This window comes from Xenorhabdus sp. PB61.4 (genome assembly GCF_963894935.1).
In the GTDB taxonomy this organism is placed as follows: Bacteria; Pseudomonadota; Gammaproteobacteria; order Enterobacterales; family Enterobacteriaceae; genus Xenorhabdus; species Xenorhabdus stockiae.
The window spans coordinates 1-25,247 of record NZ_CAWQJR010000001.1 but is presented as its reverse complement, the minus strand read 5'-3'; the positions used below and the strand labels follow the sequence as shown (position 1 = coordinate 25,247).

The window sequence follows — 25,247 nt, the reverse complement described above, 5'->3', positions numbered from 1 at the left end:
CACTTGGAGAAATCACTATGGCTAATTACAGAGAACTGCTGGCAAAAGAAAGCACGAAAATGCAGGCACACGTTGAAAAGCGAGTTGAGCAGGCTAGTATCAAATTAGTTCTTAGTCAGTTACGTGATGAATTAGACCTGTCACAGGCGGATTTTACAGCCGCTATGGGTGTTCAACAGTCTTCTATTGGATTTTGCCAATAGTTTTCTTAGCCTAACTGTTTGGAATTAAATTTAAAATAACAAAATCAATTAGATATATTGCATTATACATTAAATAATACCTTTATGTAATTATGATTACTAATTACTATCTATAAATCTATTGGTTTTTTAACTTTATAGTTTTAATATGAATCGGAATAATATAAGTAATTATTAGGATATTTAGATGTCAAACATGGTTTTTTGTCGTGGTTGTGGAAAAGAAATTCATACTTCAGCAAATTCTTGCCCTAGCTGTGGTGCTGTTCAAAAAGAAGAAATAATAGGTGAGAAAAGTAGAATAACTGCTGCGCTATTAGCATTCTTCCTTGGTTTTATCGGAGTACATAAATTTTATTTAGGGAAAATAGGAACAGGATTCTTATACCTTATTTTTTGCTGGACATTCGTTCCTTATATTATTTCTTTCGTTGAATTCATTATCTATTTGTGTATGTCAGATAAAGATTTCGCTAAAAAGTATGGTTAATATCTTAAGCTAAACGAACGGGCTGGTTTAGTTTAACAGCCCGTTTATACGATTCTCATATTGCCATTAGTTGCTTATTCTGGTGTAAATCTACCGATGTTTTTAGCTCAGATCTAGATCTACTTGGTCATGTGGCGATAGTTCATCATTATCGAGAAGCGCGTAGCATTTCATCTATGATTCAGTAGGTCAAAAAAGAAACGTGACGCGAATTATATGAAGCCCCCTCTAAATATGAGGGGCTTTTGCTGAAGATTTCAGTTATAAAGTGGATGAGATGTGGATACGCTATCAATATTATCATTTACAATCAGAATATTACATCATTGATAAAGCCAGCACTAGCTGGCTCTACGTTCAATCACAACACCCACACTGGTTGCCTGTGCCACAGCGCCGGGCTTACTGACTTTAATTCTGACCCACGGCGAGTGAAACTGATTCAGTAAAATATCAGCCACTTCTTCCGCCACTCGTTCAACGAGAGCAAATCGTTGGTTCTCTACATGCCGGATCACCGTTTCACTAACCTGAGAATAATCCAGACAGTGCTCAACATTATCACTGGAAGCTGCGCGTTTATTGTCCCAGCCCATTTCGATATCGAACACCAGTTTTTGCTTGATCGTCTGTTCCCAGTCATATACGCCAATCGTAGTAATAACGGTTAATTCTTTAATAAATACGATATCCATCACGCTGTTTCCCCGTTTTTTAGTTCACCGGATACCACTTCCGACTAAATGTGCGTATTATCCATTGTTATAGTAAAGAAAACGACCCTTATTCATTGGACATTGGAGATATCTTATGAGTGCTATCGCGCTTGGTATGATCATCTTCGCGTATCTATGTGGCTCTATATCCAGCGCGATATTGATCTGTCGTCTGGCAGGATTACCCGATCCGCGCCAGCATGGTTCCGGTAATCCGGGAGCAACAAATGTACTGCGTATCGGCGGAAAAGGTGCCGCATTAGCAGTACTGATCTGCGATGTACTGAAAGGCATGATCCCTGTCTGGCTGGCATATAAGCTCAACATTCAGCCCTTTTATTTAGGCATTATCGCTATCGCTGCCTGTTTAGGGCATATTTACCCGGTTTTCTTCCATTTCAAAGGCGGTAAAGGTGTTGCCACTGCATTCGGTGCCATCGCTGCCATTGGCTGGGATCTTATGGGGTTAATTGCCGGAACTTGGCTGCTGACCGTATTATTGAGCGGTTACTCCTCATTGGGCGCGATTATCGGTGCGCTGGTTGCACCTTTCTACGTCTGGTGGTTTAAGCCCGAATTTACCTTTCCCGTCGCAATGCTTTCATGCCTGATACTTATGCGCCACCACGATAATATTCAGCGTCTCTGGCGAGGGCAGGAAAGCCGTATCTGGCATAAACTGAAAAAGAAAAAAGAAATGACTGAAAAAGAAAAAGTTCAGGCAGAGAAGGAACAGCATCAACAGGACGATTAACACGAATGTCCCCGCAAGGGGGCTATTCCCTCTTTCCAAATAGCATGGAGAGACATCATTGATTGCCACAGAAGAGATTACTTTTTTCCCGCCGTCAGATCCCAATGAAAATCCGTGGGTGCATGGAAAACCTATCGAAGAAGTTATAGAAGTCGTGGATTATGATCCTGAATGGGTCACTCAGTGGCAACAACTTTCTGCTGATATAAAATCTGTACTGGGCAGCACAGTTCTCCGGCTGGAGCATGTTGGCTCAACGTCTGTGCCCCATCTTGCCGCCAAACCAATCATCGATATCGATCTTATCGTGGAAGATCCCATACAGGAAGAAAAGTATTTGCCAGCACTGGAAAAGCTAGGTTACTACTTAACCGTACGTGAACCCAGCTTTTATCAGCATCGCTGTTTTCGTCTGGCAAAGCCAAGAGCCAACCTCCACGTATTTGGCCCTGCCTGCCCTGAACATATCCGCCATATTTTATTCCGCGACTGGCTCAGAAAACATCCTGAAGATCGGGAACGCTATATCTCTGCTAAACTTCAGGCAGCGGATAATGTAACTCACGTTATGGATTACAATCAGAGAAAACATGCGGTTGTGCATGAAATATACATGAAGATATTCAAGCACCAAGGCTTACTGTAGTTCTTAACATTGTAAAACCATTGTGAAGGGGGTTATATGAAAGCACTTGTTTATCACGGAGCCGGAAAAAAACTTTGGGAAGAGAAAGCGCCACCCCAACTCATTGAGCCCACGGATGCTATTGTTCGCATTGTCAAAACCACCATTTGTGGGACAGACCTGCACATCCTCAAAGGAGACGTTCCTACTGTTGAGCAGGGCCGGACACTGGGCCATGAAGGTATTGGTATTGTTGAGTCAATCGGCGATTCTGTCCGTAACCTCAAAGTCGGTGATAAAGTTATCATCTCCTGTATTACCGTCTGTGGTAGCTGTCCCTATTGTAAGCGCCAGCTTTATGCGCACTGCAAAGATGGGGGCTGGATTCTGGGGCATAAAATCGACGGTACGCAGGCAGAAAAAGTACGTATTCCCCATGCTGATAACAGCCTTCATCGCCTGCCAGAAGGTGTTGATGAAGAAGCCGCCTTAATGCTCAGCGATATTCTGCCGACCGGGCTTGAAATTGGTGTTATCAATGGCAGGGTTCAGCCGGGCCATACCATCGCCTTAATTGGTGCAGGGCCGGTCGGACTTTCTGCGCTACTGGCATCCCAGTTTTACTCTCCGGCACATATCATCATGATAGATACCGATGATAACCGCCTCAGCGTTGCTCAGCAGTTTGGTGCCAACACAATTATCAACCCGACACGGCAAAACGTGGTTGAAACCATCCATGAATTGACTGATGGCATTGGTGTTGACGTTGCTATTGAGTGTGTGGGGATCCCTGCGACTTTCCAGATATGTCAGGATATCATCGCCGCAGGTGGGTTTATTGCCAATGTTGGTGTTCATGGCAAATCCGTCGATTTACATCTGGAAAATCTCTGGATCAAAAATATCACCATTACTACTGGGCTGGTCAATACAAGCAGCACTCCTATGCTGTTGAAAAGCGTTCAATCCGGTAAGATTTCACCGGAAAAATTGGTCACTCACCATTATTCATTAAGTGAAATAGAGACCGCTTATGACATATTTGGCAATGCCGCCAAAGAGAAAGCACTGAAAATCGTTTTGTCAGCATAAATTGATGTAGCAGGAAAAATTGTCATTCCGCGACTTTTCCTGCTACATGCTGAAACCCGCTGAAAAACAGAAGATAAAACACGATACAGCTGTGTGTCACAAAAACTATTTGCTATTCAACTGTTGTTGATACCTGTCTTGTTTTTCAGCATTCTCCGCCAACATTGGAAAATCTTTTACTGACCAGTAATGTTGCGGGGAAGGTAAGTTTTTCATGCTCTTTGTTGGCCATAACTGAAATTCAGCCAGTTTATCCAATGAAAAATTCTGATAGGAATCCGGTAACGAAAGGCGTAAAGCAAACTTTTCCTTGCCGAAAGGCATTAATGGATAACGATCATCCCGGGTTTCATAATCCCTGCGCAATACCAGAAACTTTTGTGGGATACGCTGGTAGCTGTTCCACCATAAACCATCCACCTTATCAAACATCCTCTTTGTGCCTGACCTGTCGTAAGCTCCCAGCTCATTTAAGGCCATTGGCAGGATATTCGCTATCGCAACAGAAAAGTGACTCACAGAAGATGCCTGACCTTGCAGAATAAGCGTCAGCGCCAGTCTCGCGCCCAATAAATTGGAGTAGAGATCTTCCGGGGAAAAAGCCGAAATAGCCTCTGAAAAACCGGGAATAGACTGATAACCGTACCATTGGGCAATCTCATGCCAGGCGGCTAACTGAAATGCCAGCTTTGCAGCCAGATACGCACTCAGGGTATAGCGTTCTGCGGGATCTGTTGGCGGGGTAAAGGTAAAAAAGTGAATCTTACGTATCGCTAGCTCATTATCCAAAGACAGTGTCCATTCCTGACCAAGGTGAGCATAAATCTGGCTAAAAAGATAAAGCGTATAGTCCGCAGTATCCCTGACATGGGAAATATCAATGAACCCGCCTTTCTCAGTATATAGCAGGCCGATTTTTTCATTGCTGACCCCCAATAACGCCGCGCTTGCTCCGAGAACGCTATCGTTATAGTGATGCTCTCCCAATTTATCTGCCTCAACAATATTATCAATATGATAGAGAGGTACAGAAAACCCTAATGTATTCACTTTAAGATCATAACCGAATGCACAACATGCTCTTAAACCTTCAGGAGATTTAACAGGAGGCAGGGCTAGCCAGTCCGTTTTTGCCTGTTCATGTGTCGTACTCTTGAGCATCGGCTCGACAGTTGTAACCGGTACTGATTTGTTTTGGCAGGCTGCCAGCAGAAAACTTAACAGTAGTGTGACCAAATACTTCAAAATGCTTCTCCAACCTGAAAATAAAACCCGGTACTGCCTTTTCCAATACCAAAATCTAACCTGACATTCATACGTGGCTTAAACTCAAAACGATAACCGACGCCAATTGAAGGAAGCCAGTGCCGCTCTCCCAACGTTGACGGAGTATCACTCAACGTTCCCATTCCAACCCAGCCTACAACACCGTGGCGCCAGTCCAGCTTATGCCTCAATTCCAACTGAGTTGTGAAAATATTTTTGTCGCGGTAACGCCCTTCATAATAACCGCGCATACGCAGGCTATTCCCTAGCAGGGATAGCTGATTCCACGGTACTTCACCGGCACTAAAACGCGCATAGTTATCAAAAGCGAGTACTGTTTTTTCAGATAGCTGGTGATAAGTCGAGAACTGTAACTGTGTCGTAGAGAAACGATAGTCTGCTCCTAATTCAGGAGAGAAATAGGTGTAAATCAGCTCAATCGCCTGACCATACTGCGGGTTGGGCAGGAAATCCCGGCTATCATAACTAAAGTATGCACTTACACCAGAACTGATAACCGAAGCCCCGCCAACAGACTGTCCAAAATATTTTTTCGCCTGAGCATCAGTATCACCGGCATTGACGGAGGAAAAGTTCACACCCAGCCCCATATAAGTGGCATCGGCAACGCGGTAAAGCACGCGGGGACGAATATCAAACTCACGCGAACGATAACTTTGTTTATTACTGTTATCTTTTCCCGCGCGGTAACCTTTTCCCCAATAATAGGTAGGTATGTTATTGAGGGTGCCAGAAACAAATAACCGCCACTGGTCACTGGCAAGAAAGTTATAATTGGTGAAGTTGAGGCCAAAAGCGCCGGTGGATGAGCCAAACCCACTGAGCCCCAGTGAAGAATTCTGACTAATATTGTCGTGACTGTCAGGGCGATAAAGCCCGACCACAGCCACACCAAGCCCTACTCCCATTTCTGGTGTATAAAAAGGGCCGGGCAATACACCCCAGTCAATTTTCTTGCTGGCGTCGAACTGATTATCTCCACCTAACTCACTGAGCCAGCCGTCAATTTTTTGGCGGTCAGGCAGGATATCTGCATGAGCAGTGGAGGCAGTCAAAATAAGAAGGCTGGATATCACCAGCCTTTTGATCGTCGTAAAGCGCAACATTAAAAGCGAAACTCGCCGGAAATATAGAAGCTGTTCCGGTTACCAAAACCCACTTCTGATAATAGATTGAAATTACGGGTGACCTCAAAACGGGCACCAACTGTATTATTCCATTTATGGGCAAGGTGTTGTTTGACGTCGAATTTCATGTCTGATTTATATTTGCCATCATCATATGGATTATCTGTAATTGACTTGAATAAACCAGATAATTCGGATGGTAAATTAAGTTTGCTGACATCCCCTTTAAAACGTTGGGTTATGTCCTGATACATGGCTCCTACCCATATCTGAACCTTGCTATTCCCTTGGCTAGTGAACAGAGGATTGAAAACAAATTCATAACCGATACGAGGAGTAACAACAAAAGCACTGATATCCCCATCTAAAACATCCAGATTAGTACGGGTATAATTAGTATCTAAGGTAGCAAAAAATTGGTTATACCCACCCGCAAATGTAGCTCCTCCACCATAGGTTTTTCCTTTGAAATTTAATTCAAAAGGAATATTTCTATAAGTATCAGCATCACCAAAAACGACAATATTATCCAAATTAGTATTAGATTTACCTTTAGTTTTTCCATACACCCCATATACGTTCAAAAATGGTAAAACCCATGTATCCAATTTCAATAAATGGGTTTCATTTCTGCTGCGGGTATTACCTGGATTAACAATGATTCCTCCTTTCCACTGGTTTTCTACAAGAGGATTTGTGAAATGAAATTTGATGCTATCAATAATCACATTCTGGCGCAGATTCATATAACCATAACTGACCCCGAATGGCTCAGGAAGATCATAGCCTCTGGCTCGGGCTTCATCCCCCCAAATCGGCAAAATGCGGGAATCTGATTTAGCTGCATGGGACAAACTACCATCGCTATTCGTTTGCTGTACACCAGACTCAGTCATCGTCAATGAAAAAAGCGGGCGCTCACTATCTGCATAACTATATGAAGTTACAAGGCAGAATGCAGTTGCTAACAATTTGCTATAGTTAGTTGGGGTCATAATAAACTCAAAGGAAAAATGGAAGACTCGGCAGACTAACATAACCCCTGCCACTTAAAGTTAACCTAAAATGCTTAAGAATGAATAACTAACATGAAATAAATCATTTTGAGTTGATTGCTTTTCATCCTAATTATTTCATGTACTCTCGATAAACTGACTAAATCGGAGTAAATAACCATCAGGATCCTGCACGAGAAACTCGCGCTGACATACAGAAGTCTCGCCGATGCAATAATGATTATCTGTTACTGAACGATACAATTTAATACCGTTATCCTTCAGACTAACCAGTAAAGAAGCAACATTATCCACTTCAATTTGCAGATTAATCCCACGCCCCAGTGGCTTACTCAGCTCTCCGGTATTCCAGCCACTATCATGAAATGCTTCCAGCATGAGTTGTGCTTCCCCCAAACTCAGATAAGCAAAATCTGGATCTTCCCTTCTTATCAACACGTTAAAACCCAATATACGCTGATAGAAGTCAAGAGAAAGCGAAAAATCCGTAACCGTCAGTTCAGGAACCATTCGGTTCCAATAGGTTATATCAGTCGTTGTATTCATATCTATCCGGTTTATTCTGATTTCCTATCTACGAAAACATTATTACAGCTTATGAATAAATAGAGTATCTATGGAATGTGAGTTAGACAGAGTTTTTTGCTAAAAATCGTATTATCATGATGCCCAAATATGTTAAAAACACACTTTATTAGTTTGTCCCCCCCAATATTGATTACACCGCATTGAAAATGAAGAAAAAACGCCCTGTTTTACAAGATGTTGCAGATCTCGTCGGTGTCACAAAGATGACAGTCAGCCGTTTCTTACGCAATCCCAATCAAGTTTCTGAACCTCTGGGAAAACGGATTGCGGCAGCTCTGGATCAACTGGGTTACATTCCTAATCGTGTGCCGGATATTCTCTCCAACTCCACCAGCCGAACAATCGGTGTTTTACTGCCTTCACTGACTAATCAGGTATTTGCTGAAGTGATCCGCGGTATTGAATATATGACAGACCGTCATGGCTATCAGACTATGCTTGCTCATTACGGTTACTCTGCACAGAAAGAAGAAGAACGTCTGCTTTCCCTGCTTTCCTATAATATTGACGGTCTGATACTGGCTGAACGAACGCATACACCTAAGACACTAAAAGTACTGGAAACTACCGGTATTCCCGTCGTCGAATTAATGGACAGTGTCTCACCTTGCCTTGATGTCGCTGTCGGTATCGATAATTTTGAAGCTGCGCGCCAGATGACTGAATCCATGCTCGGACGTGGATGCCGGAGTATCGTCTACCTCGGTGCCCGACAGGATGAAAGGACGCTGATACGTCTACAGGGCTATGAAGTGGCAATGCGCAGCGCTGGTCTACAACCAAAGAAAATGATGACGACGGCAAGTTCATCCTACTCATTAGGCGCCCAGCTCTTACAGGAAACCTGCCTGAAATACCCTGATGTTGATGGATTATTTTGTACCAATGACGATATCGCGATTGGTGCTATCTTTGAATGCCAGCGTCAGGGGATCAACGTACCGGAAGATATCTCTGTCGCCGGTTTTCACGGGCATGATGTTGGTCAGGTAATGACACCAAAACTTGCCAGTGTACTGACTCCCCGTGACCAAATGGGACGTAAGGCAGCAGAAGCATTACTCGCTCGCCTGAAAGGTGAAAAACTGGAACAAACCCTCATTGATGTTGGGTTTACACTTTCATTAGGCGAAAGTGTTTAATTTTTGTAGCTTAATATGATGCTTTCCCACCTTCAATTGCGATAAGCCTCACATTTTCCTTTTTTGCCAATCTTGATTGATTGCTCACCATCCTTTGCTACTGATAATGTTGCCGATAGATAGTTACCGGTAACATTACACGGGTAATATTTCACAGAGAAAATTTTGCAGATCAGTCACAGGGATAGCCAAGTGGCAAAACCTGCATAAAGGAGTTTTATATGAGCGATACCCAGCGACCAAACCACGTTTTTATATTGATGGGGGTATCCGGCAGCGGTAAATCTGCCGTTGCCAATGGTGTTGCCCGTGAACTGAGTGCCGCTTTTTTAGATGGTGATTTTCTTCATCCCCGCACCAATATTCAGAAAATGGCTGAGGGTCATGCCCTAAATGATGATGATCGTCAACCGTGGCTGGAAGCCCTCAACGATGCCATTTTTGCCATGCAGCGTACTAATAGCGTTTCTTTGCTGGTGTGCTCAGCCCTGAAAAAACACTATCGGGATATCCTGCGTAGCGACAATAAAAACCTGTCATTTTTGTATATGCAGGGGAATCTTGAATTAATTGAAAGCCGCCTGAAAGCCCGTAAAGGGCACTTTTTCAAACCGCAGATGCTTATCTCACAATTTGAGACACTGGAAGAGCCGACAATTGATGAAAAAGATGTTCATTTCATTGATATCAAACCAAGTCTTGACGAAGTAATTAAAAATACAATTACAACAATTGAACGTATTACTGAGGGACATTCATGAGTACATTAACGTTGGTGCTGACAGCCGTCGGTTCTGTTCTTCTGTTACTGTTTTTAGTGATGAAGGCCAGAATGCACGCCTTTATCGCCTTAATGCTGGTTTCAATGGGTGCCGGTATGTTTTCCGGTATGCCATTAGAAAAAATTACCCAAACGATGCAAAATGGCATGTCCGGCACACTGGGCTTCCTTGCTGTCGTTGTTGCGCTCGGTGCAATGTTTGGAAAAATCCTGCATGAAACGGGCGCATTGGATCAGATTGCCGTGAAATTACTGGGTAGTTTCGGTGAAAAACGGGCTAATTATGCGCTGGGTGTTGCGGGGCTTATCTGTGCATTACCCCTGTTTTTTGATGTGGCAGTCGTATTGTTGATAGGTGTGGTTTTTGCCGTTGCGCGCCGGACTGGCGGCAATGTCGTAAAACTGGCTATTCCACTGTTTGCCGGTGTTGCGGCAGCGGCGGCATTTTTGGTCCCGGGCCCGACGCCAATGATGCTGGCTTCCCAAATGGGTGCGGATTTTGGCTGGATGATCCTGATTGGCCTGAGTGCAGCAATTCCCGGCATGTTACTGGCTGGCCCGATATACGGTAATTTCATCAGTAAACATGTCACACTGGATTTACCCAAAGATCTGGATACCCCAAGCATCGGTAAGAGCCAGATGCCTTCCTTTGCTTTAAGTCTGGCATTGGTACTATTCCCGCTGGTATTAGTCGGTTTGAAAACTATTGCCGCCCGTTTTGTTGATCAACAATCAGCCCTGTATCAGTGGCTGGAATTTATCGGACATCCGTTTACTGCGATTTTAATTGCCTGCCTGGTGGCTATTTATGGTCTGGCAATCCGTCGTGGTATGAGCAAAGAAAAAGTGATGGAAGTGTGCTCTGCGGCGCTCCAGCCAGCAGGAATTATCCTATTGGTGACTGGTGCGGGCGGAGTCTTCAAACAGGTGCTGGTTGATTCCGGTGTAGGCCCTGCATTAGGTAACGCATTGGTTGGGGCTGGTCTGCCAATCGCTCTGGCCTGTTTTATTCTGGCGGGAGCTGTACGTGTGATTCAGGGTTCTGCCACTGTTGCCTGCCTGACCACTGTCGGCTTAGTGTTGCCTGTTATCGGTGAATTAGGTTATTCCGGTGCACAAATGGCAGCACTATCCGTCTGTATCGCAGGGGGTTCACTGATCCTCAGCCATGTCAACGACTCCGGTTTCTGGTTGTTCGGCAAATTTACCGGAGCAACTGAAGGACAGACCTTAAAAACCTGGACTATCATGGAAACTATTTTAGGCACCACCGGAGCCATTATCGGTATGATCTATTTCGCCCTGCTGTAATAAGTTTAAAAAATTAACGGCACGTTATCTGATGGATAAGGTGCCGTTTTTATTTGTTAGTCACGTTTGTTCGCCACTAAATAAATTTCATTTCCTTCCCGTTTACCTACTGCGATAACCAGTAAAACAATTTCATTGTCATTAACTTCGTAAACCAAACGGTAACCAGAAGAACGTAATTTTATTTTATAGCGGTTATGACGGCCACTTAATCGAGCAGATGGAACATGTGGATTTTCCATACGTTCAGCCAACTTCTTTTTAAATTGCTCCCGAACGGGATGACCCAGCTTTCCCCATTCTTTCAATGCCCGTTTTTCAAATTTGAGACTATAACTCATTGAGATTTACGCTCACAAATTCGGGAAACTCCATCCGCTCATCAGCCATTTTGTTTAACTCAGCATCTTCGGCAAGTTCCAAATAGTACGCATAAAGCTCTGGAGGTACACAATAGAATGCGGGTTCATTGCGATTCAAGATAGCAACAGCCCCACCTTCTCCATCTGCAACCGTTCCCATTGGGTTACGTTTTAGATCGGTAATACTGGCTGCTATCGTTGTCAGAATCTGATATGACATACTGTCCTCCTTATTAATAAAGACTTATTATAGCACTTTTAAAAGTGCCATTTTAAGATCTTTTTAGCATCCTGCCCTCACCACCGATTTACTCCCCAGCTAAATCAATAAACTGCTTATAGAGCCCTTCCGCACTACGTTCATAACCTGCAGCAGAAAGATGGATATAATCAGGACGCGCAAGGCCCTGTTGCTCCCAGATGCGAATTGAGCATGTTCCTCCCATAAATGCCTGCCAGTTCCAGAACAGCGTATGTTGTTTGCTGGCGACTTCCTGCTGAACTCGAATAACATCTCTAAGCAAGGCAGGTTGCTGCTCTTCACAGCCTGTCGCATATTTGTTTTTCAAAGAATCATTCGGGCTAATCAGCAGGATCACCGCGTCGGGTATAACACTGCGGATCCTCTGTATTTTCGCGGTCAGTTCCTGACGATAGCTATCAAGGTCTAAAGCATCATTAAAAGCCTCATTCGTGCCATAGGCGAGAATAACTAAATCCGGCTTCAATTGTGCCAGAGTATTAATCCATTCCGGCTGCCATTTATTCAGCATATTAATAGTCGCGCCATTAATCCCGAGTGCAGATAACATAACCCCGCTATTCTGGCGACTTATCAGCCAGCCACCCATTTTTAACTGAGCATCATGTGCTGAGAGCTTAAGCGGAAAAAAAACAGGGTTATCCGGTGAAAAACGCCATTCACTTTGTGTCTCAGGTAATCGCCATAAAGGAGAGGATTGCGGTTTCAAATAAGTTTCATCATGAGACTGATAAAGAACACGCATTCGATAGTTGTGATTGTCAGACGGAGATAAATTCATTGTTATTGTGCTGCCAGCACGTTCGGGCATAGCGATAAACCCACCCAGAGGGAAATCAGCCCTGTCCTCTTTTCGGCTGGAAGAAAGCCACCAACCCGTCTTATCACCGGAGAATTTAACTCTCGCATTGCGCTGCCCCGGAATAGTCATCGGGCTGACAAAACCTGGCCCCGCATCGCCATAGCGTTGCTGAAATAAATCCCGTAGTTTACCTGTGAAAAAATCAGCAGCAGTATGGGAGTCTCCTAATTGTACGATATGCAGCGTTCGGGAATGACTGTGCCGCAATTTATCAGCCAACAATGCGAGATTAGGCTCAGAAAAGTCCACTAGCTGCTTCTGATAATTTATCTGCGTTACCTGAGATTCCGATGGAGGTAGAGACTTTTTCTCATGGCATGATAATAAGCCCATAGAAAGCAAGAAGATTAAACCTGCACCCATTAACCGGTAAAACCTATGGAACTGTCTGAATGGCTGCATTTTCCTCAACTGGCTCCTGAATCGCGGTGATTAATGAAAAGATAGAGTCAGCAATGACTTTCTGCCCACTCAAACTAAAGTGAATACCATCACCACTTCTGAGTTTGATTGTACTGCTGCCATCACCAATATAATCTGAGTAATTTTCTGACTGATATTTGAACATATCATTGACGGAAACATAAATCTCACCCATTTTTGCCACCTCTGCCTGATACAATTTACTGAGGTAAGCCATATTGCCGGAAAGCTTTTTCTGGCGCATATTAGGCGGCCCGATCCAGATAACATCAACATTATGCTCACGGGCATCATTCAGGATAACTTCGATTCTCTGGCGATAAACATTTTCCCAGCTTTCACTCGCAAATTTCAGGTAACTTTCTCCGGGCTTTGCAGGAATACCCCACGGATCATTCGGCCCTAAAAATACGATAACCAGCCTGATATCCGGATCCTGATTTAACGCATTGCGGATCGCTTTCGGCCAGTCAAAGAAACCAGAATAAGTCAGCCCGGTATTTTGTCTGCTCAAATTGATACCGGAAATACCATATTCCTGATAAAGACGGCGCTTCAGATGTGGAGCCACTCCTTGCATCATCGAATCCCCGGCAAAAAGTACCTTATCCCTGCTCCCTAACCTGACCTCCGTTTTCTGAATAACCTCAACCGGACGGTTGGCCTTTTGATCATTGACCAATAAAGGTGATGATGGGATTTTAATATCCTTACTTAATAAATCAGGAAACTTTAAATAACGATTCTCTACCGGATAAATATAGCCCTGCAAAAAATGTAGCCCAACCTGAAATTCAGGCAATAGCGCGGGAGAAGATCCGCCATTATCACGGGATTGCTGTGATTTCTCCTGATGATGACCACCTGCATATGCCATAAACGTCTCACCGGCCGCAACAACCCCTTGCTGTATATTATTTCCCAAATCCCATAGCGGCTCACCTTTCAGGACAGTCCACGGGCTATTACGGTGATATTTCTGCTGCCAGAAATTATCCAGTGAACTTTGATTCAGCCAGATTAATAGTAGTGTGGTCAAAAAAACGATAAAAATAACCCGTCCGACACTCTTAAATGTAGATGTAAATTCAGAAGTTAGCATAGATAAACCCAGGCATTCCGGAAGGTGACAACATAAATACCAATGTGAGAACCAGTGCCAGAGGAACCGGATAATATAACCATGAAATATGCCGGGAATTCCTTTCCACTGAATTTCTGATCTTCACCAGTAATGGATAAGCAATAAACAGCCCCCAAAAGGTGGCTAGCAAAGCACTACTGGAAAGTAAAGATGCCAAGATATCACCAGAGAAAAGCTGGCCCAGTACCATAAAAGCATCATTCAGTGTTGGGCTTCGGAAAAACACCCATGCCAGACAAACAAAATGGAATGTCATCACACGGGATAAGAATAACAAAACAGGGTTTTTAGCTGATGTTTCATGATGTTTTCCTGATGGAGAGAACAGGAAGTGCTTTATATTGTGGAAGATTAGCCCCAGACCGTGAATAGCGCCCCAAAGAATGAAATTTATCCCCACACCATGCCACACTCCAGAGATAACCAGCGCAGCAAATAGATTAAAACTTTTGCGGATAGCTCCCTTTTTATTCCCTCCCAGAGGAATATAAACATAGTCACGAATAAAGGTGGACAGGCTAATATGCCAGCGATGCCAAAACACCTGTAGGTTCTCAGCCAGATAAGGGGCATTAAAATTCTGCGGCACTCTGAAGCCAAGTAATAACGCTATCCCTGTTACCAAATCGGTATAACCGGAAAAGTTAAAATAGATATTCCATGCATAAGCATAAATCGCTACCAAAACCTGACCTGCATGATAATCAGCCGGATCCTCAAATACCGGATTAACGAAATTTTCAGTCAGGGTTGCACTGAGCAGAAATAGCTTTCCAACAGCCAGCGCAATCAAAAGCAAGGCTTTCAGGGGTTCCAGAATGATTCTGGATGATGCCTGAATCTGTGGTAGAAAATCTTTGGCCCGATTGATAGGCCCTGCTACAAGGCTTGGGAAAAAGCAAAGATACAGCATAACGTCAGGCAATGAGGCGGGTGAAATTTCTTTCTTACAGACAGAAACCACATAACTGACTGAGTGAAAAACATAAAATGACAACCCTAACGGTAATAACAGTTCAAGAACCGGTAGCTCTACATTAAGACCTATACTACCTAATGCCTGTTGTATTGCCTCCTGAAAGAAAGAATAGTATTTAAATGCAGTAAAACAGCCAAGGATACCCAATGTCAGTAAAGTAAATATAATTTTATGGGATAAATACCGACTGAGAATATTGGCTAAAAAGTAAATAAACAGAGTGTAGATGAATAGAACATAAACAAAATTTTCTGCAAAAGAGAATATAAATAAATAACTAACTAAAATTAACAATCCATTTTGTAGCCTGGGGGCTTTCTGTAACAGCCAGTAAACAAAGAGCAGAATAACAAATGCTCCAAGAAACTCAAAAGAAAAGAAGTTCATATTAGGCTCTAGCTAACCATTTATCATTGTAGGAAAAACACAATCCCGATCCCCCCTATGTTATGGAATTTGTTTATATTTACAATAGATAATATGTCGATTGCTTTTTTATTAGCTATATACCGTTTCCTCTGGAATGTACTCCAAAATCTATTAACTGAAGATGTCGTAATAAAAATAATCCACAGCGTAATTAATACGGTGCGGATTATTTGATGAATTACCATATAACTTGCCTTATTGGCTATAACTATCGTATTCCAGTACCTGTGAAATCAATTCCTTATTTCCATCAAATACCTGATGTAAATAACGATTATAAACAGCACCTAATTCCGAATAACCATGCAAATTATCGATAAGTTTGCTGGTATTCAGCGGCTTCTGCTCTGTTCGTTGTCTGGCCCGAGAAATACGCAGTGACTCATAAGCACGGTGCGTATTCATATTTTTCATATAGGCAATGACCGAATCTTCAATCGTATCATAGACGGAATAGCCTTTGACTTTCCCTTTGGCACGACCACATGATCTACAGCGCATTCCAAACAGGTTATTGTTTTTCTGCGCGAGTTCTGAGGTTCCCCAACCAGATTCTGCTGCGGCCTGAGTGGCAACAAAATGGGTTGGAATGATGTCAACTCGACTAATTAACTTTTGCCAATTGGTGCGTTGTGGTGAGGTACAAGTCATTTTGTAATCAGAACAGATCCTTTGCAACCTCCTGATATCCTGTGCAGACCATTTAGAAGTATGATGGTGTGACAGAACCCATTTACGGTCTCGCATAATCTGTTGATTATGCTTATCAATTACAGGAACAACAAGGTTCAAAAACGCTTTCTTTCTGGGCACGCCAGAAGGGTATTTTCGCAAATCAGGCAAATGATGTTTGATGCCACTGTGAGAATACTCTTCCATTTTTGAGCTATTTTTTGAAGCACTGCTCAAACCAGTAAAGATTAAAGAGAGAAAGAAAGCGAAGACCGCAGTTGTCCTCATCATTCGAGAGGGCATTTGCTTCTCCTCGTTTTATTACTCTGGGTGAAAACACACGAATATTAACAAAGCAATTAACCTATAGCTATCTTTATTCGTGATTCGCACAAACTATTTACGTAACGAATATTAGCACGTTACTGATAATAATCTATATTTTTCACTCAACATAGTAAATAAGTGTAATGATTATTGGGTTTTTATCCCGAAATAACACATATTAACATATTAATTTATGGCCTAAAAATAGGAAACTTATGTTCAGAAAAACATTATCAACCCATTTATTTTAAATAAAAAAATCACCATCCACCCATGTTCACTCAATTGATAAAACATTAGCGATACTACATGAATTATCAGATATGATTTTATCTATTTCTCATTATCTATTTTGCTGGTTAGTTATATTTAAACAATAAAGTTAAATAAGTAATAGGGCTATTCTAAATCATTTGATTTAATATAACTTCATCCATAGTTATCCTATCAAGAATAATTGAACCTGATTCTTTCATTATCATTAAATACATTCGCGAGTAAAAAAATACATTATAATATCGGTAAAATATTATTTTCTACGGTAGTCAATATATTCTTTTGAACCAATTAAAACGATATCAATTGGAAAATAATTAGGGAGCCTGGGCTCCCTAATTGGATATGATAAGAAATCAACGGAAAACTACAACCACTTGGCAACCCCGCCATGGCGAGAGCATGCACCTTTACGTGATTTGCTCTTACTATATGTTCCGTCTTTACAAAGTGCGGTATTCACCGCTTTTGTTGGAATCGCTTTCCTTTTCTTTGTTGATTTCTTACTGTTCTTCTGCACTTGTTTTTCTAATGAACCGGTTTTATTTTTTACCGATTTTAAACTTTTTTCCACGGGTATTACAGGCTTAGAAACAGGTTCTGTTGGTACTGCTGGCGCTGCAAGTACTGCACTTGAAAACAACACCAGTAATGCCGCAACTGATAACTTCAAGTTCTTCATATATAAATCCTCTGGTTAGAAGTACTTTAACCCGAAATCAACTCTTGCAGTTTGGAGTATAGCTTTGAATGATGCGATTACAAACTTAACATAAATAATGGTTACAACTTAATATACTATGAAAACATTTATTCAACGTAAGGGAGAAATAAAAAATCAAGTTTAATTATATAGTAATCCAATACCTGTTTCTGACTGGAAAAACAAAGAGGATTGATTCATTGATTTATAAAAATTAAATGGCTATTTAATATTTATTAAAACCAGATAAATTCATTTATTTTCTTAAAATAAGAAAAAAACAAAATGACCATGAATTCACAATTTCATATGAAATTTGTTATTCAATTAATTATTAAAAATCATCAAATATTGTTTTTATTTGAATGAATATGTTAAAGAGTAATTAAAGATGTTTCTCTGGTAATTAAGGCTGGTCAAAACCAGCCTTTAAATCTTCGCTAATATCAGGCCTTAAACGTAATCCATGGCCTGACTCTTGCTACTGATTTAATTAATCCAGCTTGTTCCTGAACTTCGATGACTGGTCAGGGCAACCGCATGAGTTACAAAAGTGTTAATTTAAACAATTGGTCAACATAAAAATCTTGATCAATTCACTTTAAATGATTAATTATTGAGCGTTAAATTAAGCCCCTATCATGTTACGTCGGCTTAAATATTGAATGTTGAATCTATTTTGAAATATTTATTTAACAAATAATCAACTCATGCGGAAGCCCTGGATGACTGGTGTAATGGGTTTATAAGCAGAAGGTGCCTCTTCCCGTAAACGCTCACTTTTCAGAGTAATGCACTGCCACGGCAAGCCATGATTTTCTGGTGGCTTTAGAGCCTTACTACGCATCTCCTGACGGCGCACTGAACGACCGGCACCATGTGAGCATGACCATAACCAGTCAGAATGACCTTTTCCCATGACGAGATAAGAATAATTCCCCATTGAACCGGGAATTAATGCCAATTCCCCGGCTCGTGCCGGAGTTGCACCTTTACGGTGAAGGTTCATTCCCTGTTCAGGGAAAATAATATTATGTGAGAGATCGACAAGCAGACGGCTTTTATCCTGTTCGAATACCTTTTGCCATTTCGAACGCACTAATTCAGTTAACACAATACGATTCGCCCACGCATAACGTGCAGCAACACCCATCGCCAATAAGTATTCCCGAGCATGCTCCGCCGTCAGACCAAACAGACCGGAAGCCGGATATTTTTCTGTCGCAGGCCAAAGTGCCTTCGCTTTATCAGACCAACGCTGACCAACATAGAACCCAACATCCCGTGAGCCGGTATGGATCATTATCAATATATCACCCTCGCGCAGACCAGCAGCATAAGCCGCATGCCTGTCGAAAATAGTATCCACGATCTGTAACTCAACAAAGTGATTACCAGAACCAACCGTTCCCAGACTGGCTGGCCGGATAATTTCCCGTTGTTCAAAAAACGCTTCCGGAGCATATCGACTATGAGCTTTTACTGCATGTGTACTCAATACTGCGTTTAATTCAGCATACATCCGGCTGAAATCAGCCTGCTGCCAAATTCCCTGTCGGGGTAATTCCTGCAACCACACAGCTAACCCCTCGTCAAATAAGGCGCTAAATGATTGCGGAGTAACAGGGACATTGCGTTGATCCAGTAGTAAGACGTTTTTTAGCTGCTGAACCAATGCTTCTTTCTGGCTGTTTGCTTCTTCATAGCTCAACCCAGTTGTCAGCAGACGCATACCACAATTAATATCCGTACCAATTGCAGCAGGGATCACTAAATCTTCTGTGGTTGCCACAACACTGCCAACAGGCGCTGTCGTGCCGGGATGAAAATCTGGCGTTGCTCGAGCCTGACAAACTTTTGCATCACTGCCGGGAACCCGAACCGCAGCTAAATCAAGCAATTGCTGTACAGCTTTTTCTTCCAGTGGCAAAGATTCCGGTAACAGGACTTTGGCTTCTACCTGATTTTGATTGAAATGATAGGTATTGTTTTCGTAATAAGTTTCAATTCCCTGACGGGAAAGACGTTTTTGTAAACGATTTAATGTAGACATGTAAGCTACCCAGAAAAACAAAAAATCGCTTCTTCCGTTTTGAGTGGGAAGAAGTCTTGTTTTTCCTGCAGCAGCATAATTCAGGAAGGTTTGAGCTGGATATACTAGTTGTAGAAATTCAGGATGTAAAGAGGATTCATTAATCTAATTGTTAAATTTTAATCCTTGCTTAATTGAACTCTTCTCTGTTTTGCTCATCTGGCTGCGACCTATCAATCATAAAATCAGGTGTAGGATTTTCATCATCAAACCAACTGTCCCAATGATCTTTATTTTGACATCTCAATTTGAATACCTCTTTTTATAACATTAATACTTGGATTCACATATTAAAAAAGGGAGTCAAATGCTCCCTTCTAGCTAAATTTAATACTGAATTACTGACCAGCTTTCAGTTTCTGGAAATAGTCTTCATATAGGACATTGGCATTACCAACGTCACTCTGCCATTCCCCTTTCTGGATCACCGATTCATCAGGATACAGTGATTTATCCCCTGATACAGAAGCTGGCAACAATTTTTTGGCAGCCAAATTCGGTGTCGGATAACCGATGGTTTCTGCAACTTGGGCCGCAATCTCTGGACGCAGCAAGAAGTCAATCAGCTTCATCGCACCTTCGACATTTTTGGCATTTGCCGGAATAGCCAGACTATCCATCCAGAAAATTCCGCCTTCTTTCGGCCAGATAATATCGATAGGCGTTCCCGCCTGACGTGCAACATAAGCAGAACCTGTCCACATCATGCCGACATCAACTTCACCTTCCATAAATGGATTAGCAGGGTTATCTGAATTGAACGCCAGTACATTTGGCATCAGCTTTCTCAGTTCCTGATACGCCGCTTCAATTTCTTTCGGATCTGTCGTATTGCCGGAATACCCCAGCTTCAGCAACGCCATCTGAAAGACTTCACGGGCATCATCCGTCAATACTAAACTGTTTTTGTACTCAGGCTTCCAGAACTCAGCCCAAGAAGTCAGCGTTTTTGGATCGATATTATCGCTGTTAACACCAATCGCTGTCGCACCCCAAATATAAGGAATGGAATATTCGTTTTTCGGGTCAAACGACTTATGCAGTAGATTAGGATCAAGATTATGGAAATTCTTGAGCTTACTAGTATCGATTTTTTGCAGCATCCCTTCTTTGCTCATCTTGGAGACAAAGTAAGTAGAGGGCACAACCAAATCATAAGCGCCATCTTTATAAGTTTTCAGCTTGGTATACATGCTCTCATTGGATTCATAGGTGGAGTAAATCACCTTGATTCCGGTTTCTTTAGTGAACTGGTTGAGCAAACCAGGCGGAACGTATTCAGTCCAGTTGTAAAAATAAAGTGTCTTGCCATCATTCTCGGCAGCAGCATTTACCGAACCAATGCTTAATGCCATCATCCCGGCGGCTAACAGATAGAACCACTTTTTCATGCTGTTTTTCATGTAGTGTTTCCCCGCAGTTGATGCGTTATTATCGCGTCATTCCCATATACAGCAGGCTCGATATAAACCTACCCCAAAAAACGGCTATTATAAAAGCGCCCTTTCATGGGGTAAAGCCGCTTATCATGTGTAAGCCTGTGAATTGTACAATTAGATGGCTTCAGTTGTACAATGAATAAAAACCATACATATAAAGTTAAGAAGGAACATCATGGATACATTTACTATTTCACAAACTCGTGAAAACTTAGCTGCTGTTATCGATAAAGCTGTAGCTGGTCAACCAGTGGAGATCACTCGACGTGGCAGAGAACCGGCTGTAATTATTAGTAAAAAAGAATTTGAAGCACTTCAAAAAGCAAAATTGGATGCCGAATTTGCTGATATCGTCGGGCTATTCGATAAATCAAACAGAGAATTAACAGATCGATGATTAGGCACGTCACTCCAGATGAAGTCATTGCTCTTCATGATTACCTTTTACGTCGCTACGCAGGAGTATCCGGAATGAGCGATTCAGGCAGGGCTGATGCAATTGTCAGCCGGGTAATGAATCGAGAATTTTACGAAGGCATCACCGATATTTACGAACTCGCTGCAACATATTGGCTTGCTATCGCTCGTGGCCATATTTTTACGGATGGTAATAAGCGTACAGCACTGAACACCACAATGCTGTTTCTGAAACGTAATGGGGTAGAAGTTTATGACCACCCAGAATTAGTGGAGTTAACCGTGAAAGCGGCTAAAGGGGACTTTATACCTAAGCAGCTGGCAGTAAAGCTCCGAGAATATTTCGAACCGAAGCTCAACGCTTAGAAAAGCGCAGCCCAATCTGACTGCGCTTAATTTAGATTGCCTCTAAGACTTACCCGTGCGATCACGCATCACAAATTGGCTAATCAGCACCAATACCAGTGACAAAGCCAACAAAATAGCAGCTAATGCATTCACTTCCGGTGAAACTCCTACTTTCACCATTGAGTAAATTTTAAGTGGCAGAATTTCATAACTCGGCCCTGTCACAAATGAAGAGACAACCACATCATCCATGGACAGAGTGAAGCTCAGTAACCATCCCGCCATAACTGCTGGCATCGCCAGTGGCAGGATAATCTTACGCAGAATCGTTAATTCACTTGCTCCCAAATCACGGGCCGCTTCCAGCATTTTGACATCAAAATCGTTCAGGCGGGAATAGACTGTCACTACCACAAACGGCAGGCAAAAAGTGATGTGCGAAAACAACAGTGACCAGAAGCCCAGTGACACTCCCAGCAACATAAACAGTACCAGCAGTGAAATCGCCATCACGATATCCGGTGACATCATCACCACAAACAGCATCCCACTGACAAATTTTTTGCCACGGAATGAATAACGATACAGCGCAACTGCCGTTAATGAACCAATCAATGTAGCAAATGTTGCGGAGACAACAGCCATTGTCAGGGAGTGTCCTGCTGCTTGCAGCAGACTGTCATTATTAAATAACAGGCTGTACCATTCGGTTGTAAAACCCTGCCAGTTGATACCAAAGCGTGATTTGTTAAACGAACTTACCAACAGAATGATAATCGGGATATACAGGTAAGCGTAAACGATGGTCATGAAGCCACCGCGCAACAGGCGTCCGATCATTCCAGCTCCACCTTCTTGTTCAGCAGTTTAGCCGCACGATAGTAGATCCACAGCATGATACCCATTACCAACGTCAGACAAATACTGGTTGCCGCACCAAACGGCCAGTCGCGAATATTGAGGAACTGACTTTTAATGACGTTACCAATCAGCAGGTTTTTCGCACCACCCATCAGATCAGAGACATAGAACAGCCCCATTGCCGGCAGCAGAACTAAAAGACAGCCAGCAACAATACCCGGCATCGTCAGTGGAATGATGATACGGATAAAAGTCTGCAACTTCCCTGCTCCCAAATCGCGAGCGGCTTCCAGACAAGGTTTATCCAGCTTTTCAATACTCGAATAAAGAGGCATCACCATAAATGGCAACAGAATATAAACCAGCCCTAACACCACGGCTTCCGGGGTATACATCAGGCGCAGCGGCTTCTCAATAATCCCTGTCCACAACAGAAAATCATTCATGTAGCCACGGGTGCTGAGAAACATCTTCAATCCATAAATACGGATTAGCGAGTTTGTCCAGAATGGCAGAATAAGCAGGAACAGCATCAGTGGACGCAGTTTTTTCGGCATCCGCGCCAGAAAAAAGGCAAACGGATAACCGATAACCAGACAGCACAGCGTTGCAATAACCGCCATATTCAGCGAGTGTATTAACACTTCTGCATATAGTGGGTCGAACAGGCGGCTATAGTTGTCCAGAGAAAAGACCATCTGTACCAGATTGGCATCATCACGCGTCAGAAAACTGGTGCCGATAATCATCAGATTCGGCAGAAAGACAAACAACATCAGCCAGGATACAATGCCTGTAATGACGATGTTCTGGAATAGTTTACGCGACTTCTTCATCGACCAGCACAACCTCCCAGCTTTCTACCCAAGTGACTGCGATCTTCTGGTTCAGGGAATGGTCAACATCCGGATCATCTTCGTTAAAGAATTCACTTACCATCACCATTTTGCCGTTTTCCATTTCGACCACGGAATCCAGCGTCATTCCCTTATAGTTACGTTCGCGAACATAACCAATCAGTCCCGATACCTGCTCACCATTATTGATCTCTTCTACCCGTAGATCTTCCGGGCGCAACAACACCTTCAATGTTTGCCCGGCGGTTACGGGCAGATCGGTGAAAATGTCACACTCGTGGCCTTCTACATCGGCACGTATCCGCTGATCATCAATACGGTGTAATACTTTGGCGTCAAAGATATTAATTTCGCCGATAAAGCGGGCAACAAACAGATTTTTAGGCTCTTCGTAGATCTCTCGCGGAGAACCATCCTGTTCGATACGCCCATCGCGCATAACCACGATGCGGTCAGACATGACCAGCGCTTCTTCCTGATCATGCGTGACGAAAATAAAAGTAATACCGAGTTTACGCTGGAGCGCTTTCAGCTCATTCTGCATCTGCTTACGCAGCTTATAATCGAGCGCTGACAGTGACTCATCCAGCAGGAGAACTTTGGGTTTATTCACAACCGCACGGGCTATCGCCACACGCTGCTGTTGACCACCGGAAAGCTGTGCGGGCTTACGTTGAGCAAACTCTTCAAGCTGTACCATACGCAGTGCTTCTTCAACACGCGGAGCAATCTCTTTTTCCGGTGTTTTCTGCATACGCAGTCCAAAGGCAACGTTTTCAAATACGGTCATATGAGGGAACAGGGCATAACTTTGGAAAACCGTATTAACATGACGGTTCTCGGCCGGGATATCAGTAATATCCAGCCCTTCCAATAAAATTTTGCCGCTATCAGCATCTTCCAGCCCGGCGATCAGACGAAGTACTGTGGTTTTACCACAACCGGATGGACCAAGGATGGTCAGAAACTCGCCATCATTGATTGTCAGATCGAGCTGTGAAATAACTTGCTTGCCGTCGAAGCCTTTACTTAAGGACTTTAATTCAACGAGTGGTGTCAGAGAGGTATTCTCAGTCATTTATGCTATCATCTATCCCTTGGAATAATGCAGATAGAACCGCCACGGGAAAAGACTGTGTCAGCTAACAGGAAGCATTATTTCTCCGCTGAAGCTCAAAGCCAGTGGCGCCGGTTGAAATTACGAAGCGCGCATAATAAACGCAGTACGCCGAAATTGAAAGCCGAAATATGGCAATATGCTATTTTTTATTAACATTTCATGTATGTTCGCATTTCAGGTCATTTTGAACCGGATTTCTCCAGTCTGTAACACGCTTTTATTGACTATTTTTCAGTCAGCAAAGACAGTACACCGCCTTTCTTTCCAATACAACATACTCAAACCTTTTTCAGACCAAGAATTCACATTCAGAAATAGAATATTTCTTTGATAAGATAATTTATTAATCTATTCATATGATTTTTTATTATTCTAATAATGAACTTTATAATCGTTTAATTTAACTGAAATTAAAATAATTAAGATCGCTATCACTCTTTCAGGAAATAATATAAAACGTTACTTTACACATTAACTATTTATCGATACTTTCCTGACAATACAGGTGATTAGCAAATGTTACCTGAATAATAAAA

At 42.6% G+C, this 25,247-nt stretch carries 27 protein-coding genes; 10 read left to right on the top strand and 17 right to left on the bottom strand.

Features of this window, described 5'->3' with window-relative positions; genetic code table 11:
- Positions 1-17: 17 nt before the first annotated feature.
- Positions 18-203: a hypothetical protein gene (locus AACX68_RS00135; RefSeq protein WP_228857700.1), complete on the top strand. Its 186-nt coding sequence runs from the start codon at positions 18-20 to the stop codon at positions 201-203.
- A 187-nt stretch (positions 204-390) separates the two neighbouring features.
- A complete protein-coding gene (locus AACX68_RS00130; protein ID WP_228857699.1) occupies positions 391-693 on the top strand; it encodes a TM2 domain-containing protein in 303 nt (100 codons plus the stop codon).
- Positions 694-1,034: 341 nt separating this feature from the next.
- On the opposite strand, the gene folB is transcribed toward AACX68_RS00130, so the two are convergent.
- Positions 1,035-1,388 carry a bifunctional dihydroneopterin aldolase/7,8-dihydroneopterin epimerase gene (gene folB, locus AACX68_RS00125; RefSeq protein ID WP_228857781.1) on the bottom strand — a complete coding sequence of 118 codons (354 nt, stop codon included), beginning with the start codon at positions 1,386-1,388 and terminating at the stop codon, positions 1,035-1,037.
- Between the two features lie 115 nt (positions 1,389-1,503).
- Here folB and plsY point away from each other — a divergent pair, with 115 nt between their 5' ends.
- From plsY to AACX68_RS00110, 3 genes are read left to right on the top strand one after another with little or no spacing between them, the layout of a single operon-like run.
- Complete coding sequence (gene plsY, locus AACX68_RS00120; protein WP_228857698.1) at positions 1,504-2,163, top strand: glycerol-3-phosphate 1-O-acyltransferase PlsY; 660 nt, start codon at positions 1,504-1,506, stop codon at positions 2,161-2,163.
- A 58-nt stretch (positions 2,164-2,221) separates the two neighbouring features.
- Positions 2,222-2,809: a GrpB family protein gene (locus AACX68_RS00115; RefSeq protein WP_228857697.1), complete on the top strand. Its 588-nt coding sequence runs from the start codon at positions 2,222-2,224 to the stop codon at positions 2,807-2,809.
- Positions 2,810-2,845: 36 nt separating this feature from the next.
- Positions 2,846-3,883 (top strand): zinc-dependent alcohol dehydrogenase family protein, encoded by a 1,038-nt coding sequence (locus AACX68_RS00110; protein ID WP_228857696.1) that lies wholly within the window; start codon positions 2,846-2,848, stop codon positions 3,881-3,883.
- Positions 3,884-3,988: 105 nt separating this feature from the next.
- Here AACX68_RS00110 and AACX68_RS00105 read toward each other — a convergent pair whose 3' ends face one another.
- The 4 genes from AACX68_RS00105 to AACX68_RS00090 form a co-directional block, all read right to left on the bottom strand.
- Positions 3,989-5,131, bottom strand: a complete 1,143-nt coding sequence (locus AACX68_RS00105; RefSeq protein ID WP_228857780.1) for a DUF4056 domain-containing protein — start codon at positions 5,129-5,131, stop codon at positions 3,989-3,991.
- Positions 5,125-6,276, bottom strand: coding sequence for a BamA/TamA family outer membrane protein (locus AACX68_RS00100; protein ID WP_228857695.1), 1,152 nt, complete (start codon positions 6,274-6,276; stop codon positions 5,125-5,127). Before AACX68_RS00100 ends, AACX68_RS00105 begins: the two co-directional genes overlap by 7 nt.
- Positions 6,276-7,292, bottom strand: a complete 1,017-nt coding sequence (locus AACX68_RS00095; RefSeq protein WP_228857694.1) for a hypothetical protein — start codon at positions 7,290-7,292, stop codon at positions 6,276-6,278. The genes AACX68_RS00100 and AACX68_RS00095 overlap by 1 nt, the downstream gene beginning before the upstream one ends.
- Positions 7,293-7,430: 138 nt before the next feature.
- Positions 7,431-7,859 (bottom strand): bleomycin resistance protein, encoded by a 429-nt coding sequence (locus AACX68_RS00090; protein WP_228857693.1) that lies wholly within the window; start codon positions 7,857-7,859, stop codon positions 7,431-7,433.
- A 188-nt stretch (positions 7,860-8,047) separates the two neighbouring features.
- Between AACX68_RS00090 and gntR the strand changes: the two genes are divergently transcribed.
- The 3 genes from gntR (at position 8,048) to gntU (ending at position 11,138) form a co-directional block, all read left to right on the top strand.
- Positions 8,048-9,043 (top strand): gluconate operon transcriptional repressor GntR, encoded by a 996-nt coding sequence (gntR, locus tag AACX68_RS00085; RefSeq protein WP_228857692.1) that lies wholly within the window; start codon positions 8,048-8,050, stop codon positions 9,041-9,043.
- A gap of 221 nt (positions 9,044-9,264) precedes the next feature.
- A complete protein-coding gene (gene gntK / locus AACX68_RS00080) occupies positions 9,265-9,804 on the top strand; it encodes a gluconokinase (protein WP_228857691.1) in 540 nt (179 codons plus the stop codon).
- The gene (gntU, locus tag AACX68_RS00075) at positions 9,801-11,138 is read left to right on the top strand and encodes a gluconate transporter (protein WP_228857690.1); all 1,338 of its coding nucleotides are present in this window, start codon (positions 9,801-9,803) and stop codon (positions 11,136-11,138) included. The genes gntK and gntU overlap by 4 nt, the downstream gene beginning before the upstream one ends.
- A 56-nt stretch (positions 11,139-11,194) precedes the next feature.
- Here gntU and AACX68_RS00070 read toward each other — a convergent pair whose 3' ends face one another.
- From AACX68_RS00070 to potD, 9 genes are all read right to left on the bottom strand, one after another.
- Entirely contained in the window at positions 11,195-11,479 is a 285-nt protein-coding gene (locus AACX68_RS00070; protein ID WP_228857689.1) for a type II toxin-antitoxin system RelE family toxin, read from the bottom strand.
- On the bottom strand, positions 11,469-11,720 hold the full coding sequence (locus AACX68_RS00065; protein WP_099109003.1) for a type II toxin-antitoxin system Phd/YefM family antitoxin: 252 nt from the start codon (positions 11,718-11,720) through the stop codon (positions 11,469-11,471). The genes AACX68_RS00070 and AACX68_RS00065 overlap by 11 nt, the downstream gene beginning before the upstream one ends.
- 88 nt (positions 11,721-11,808) lie before the next feature.
- A complete protein-coding gene (locus AACX68_RS00060; RefSeq protein WP_228857688.1) occupies positions 11,809-13,026 on the bottom strand; it encodes an SGNH/GDSL hydrolase family protein in 1,218 nt (405 codons plus the stop codon).
- Complete coding sequence (locus AACX68_RS00055) at positions 13,001-14,149, bottom strand: SGNH/GDSL hydrolase family protein (protein WP_228857687.1); 1,149 nt, start codon at positions 14,147-14,149, stop codon at positions 13,001-13,003. Before AACX68_RS00055 ends, AACX68_RS00060 begins: the two co-directional genes overlap by 26 nt.
- The gene (locus tag AACX68_RS00050; RefSeq protein WP_228857686.1) at positions 14,136-15,557 is read right to left on the bottom strand and encodes an MBOAT family O-acyltransferase; all 1,422 of its coding nucleotides are present in this window, start codon (positions 15,555-15,557) and stop codon (positions 14,136-14,138) included. The genes AACX68_RS00055 and AACX68_RS00050 overlap by 14 nt, the downstream gene beginning before the upstream one ends.
- A gap of 237 nt (positions 15,558-15,794) precedes the next feature.
- Positions 15,795-16,574 carry a protein bax gene (locus AACX68_RS00045; RefSeq protein WP_228857685.1) on the bottom strand — a complete coding sequence of 260 codons (780 nt, stop codon included), beginning with the start codon at positions 16,572-16,574 and terminating at the stop codon, positions 15,795-15,797.
- A gap of 667 nt (positions 16,575-17,241) precedes the next feature.
- Positions 17,242-17,556 carry a DUF3761 domain-containing protein gene (locus AACX68_RS00040; RefSeq protein ID WP_228857684.1) on the bottom strand — a complete coding sequence of 105 codons (315 nt, stop codon included), beginning with the start codon at positions 17,554-17,556 and terminating at the stop codon, positions 17,242-17,244.
- Between the two features lie 724 nt (positions 17,557-18,280).
- Complete coding sequence (locus tag AACX68_RS00035) at positions 18,281-19,630, bottom strand: RtcB family protein (RefSeq protein ID WP_228857683.1); 1,350 nt, start codon at positions 19,628-19,630, stop codon at positions 18,281-18,283.
- Between the two features lie 377 nt (positions 19,631-20,007).
- Positions 20,008-21,060 (bottom strand): spermidine/putrescine ABC transporter substrate-binding protein PotD, encoded by a 1,053-nt coding sequence (gene potD, locus AACX68_RS00030; protein ID WP_228857779.1) that lies wholly within the window; start codon positions 21,058-21,060, stop codon positions 20,008-20,010.
- Positions 21,061-21,283: 223 nt separating this feature from the next.
- Between potD and AACX68_RS00025 the strand changes: the two genes are divergently transcribed.
- Positions 21,284-21,505 (top strand): type II toxin-antitoxin system Phd/YefM family antitoxin, encoded by a 222-nt coding sequence (locus AACX68_RS00025; RefSeq protein ID WP_228857682.1) that lies wholly within the window; start codon positions 21,284-21,286, stop codon positions 21,503-21,505.
- Positions 21,505-21,891, top strand: a complete 387-nt coding sequence (locus AACX68_RS00020; protein WP_228857778.1) for a type II toxin-antitoxin system death-on-curing family toxin — start codon at positions 21,505-21,507, stop codon at positions 21,889-21,891. Before AACX68_RS00025 ends, AACX68_RS00020 begins: the two co-directional genes overlap by 1 nt.
- A 42-nt stretch (positions 21,892-21,933) precedes the next feature.
- Here the strand turns inward: AACX68_RS00020 and potC are convergent, their stop codons facing one another.
- The 3 genes from potC to potA are packed head-to-tail and all read right to left on the bottom strand — an operon-like array spanning position 21,934 to position 24,669.
- Positions 21,934-22,713, bottom strand: a complete 780-nt coding sequence (gene potC, locus AACX68_RS00015; protein ID WP_228857681.1) for a spermidine/putrescine ABC transporter permease PotC — start codon at positions 22,711-22,713, stop codon at positions 21,934-21,936.
- Positions 22,710-23,570: a spermidine/putrescine ABC transporter permease PotB gene (potB, locus tag AACX68_RS00010; protein ID WP_228857680.1), complete on the bottom strand. Its 861-nt coding sequence runs from the start codon at positions 23,568-23,570 to the stop codon at positions 22,710-22,712. The genes potC and potB overlap by 4 nt, the downstream gene beginning before the upstream one ends.
- Positions 23,554-24,669: a spermidine/putrescine ABC transporter ATP-binding protein PotA gene (gene potA, locus AACX68_RS00005; RefSeq protein ID WP_228857679.1), complete on the bottom strand. Its 1,116-nt coding sequence runs from the start codon at positions 24,667-24,669 to the stop codon at positions 23,554-23,556. The genes potB and potA overlap by 17 nt, the downstream gene beginning before the upstream one ends.
- Positions 24,670-25,247 lie beyond the last annotated feature (578 nt).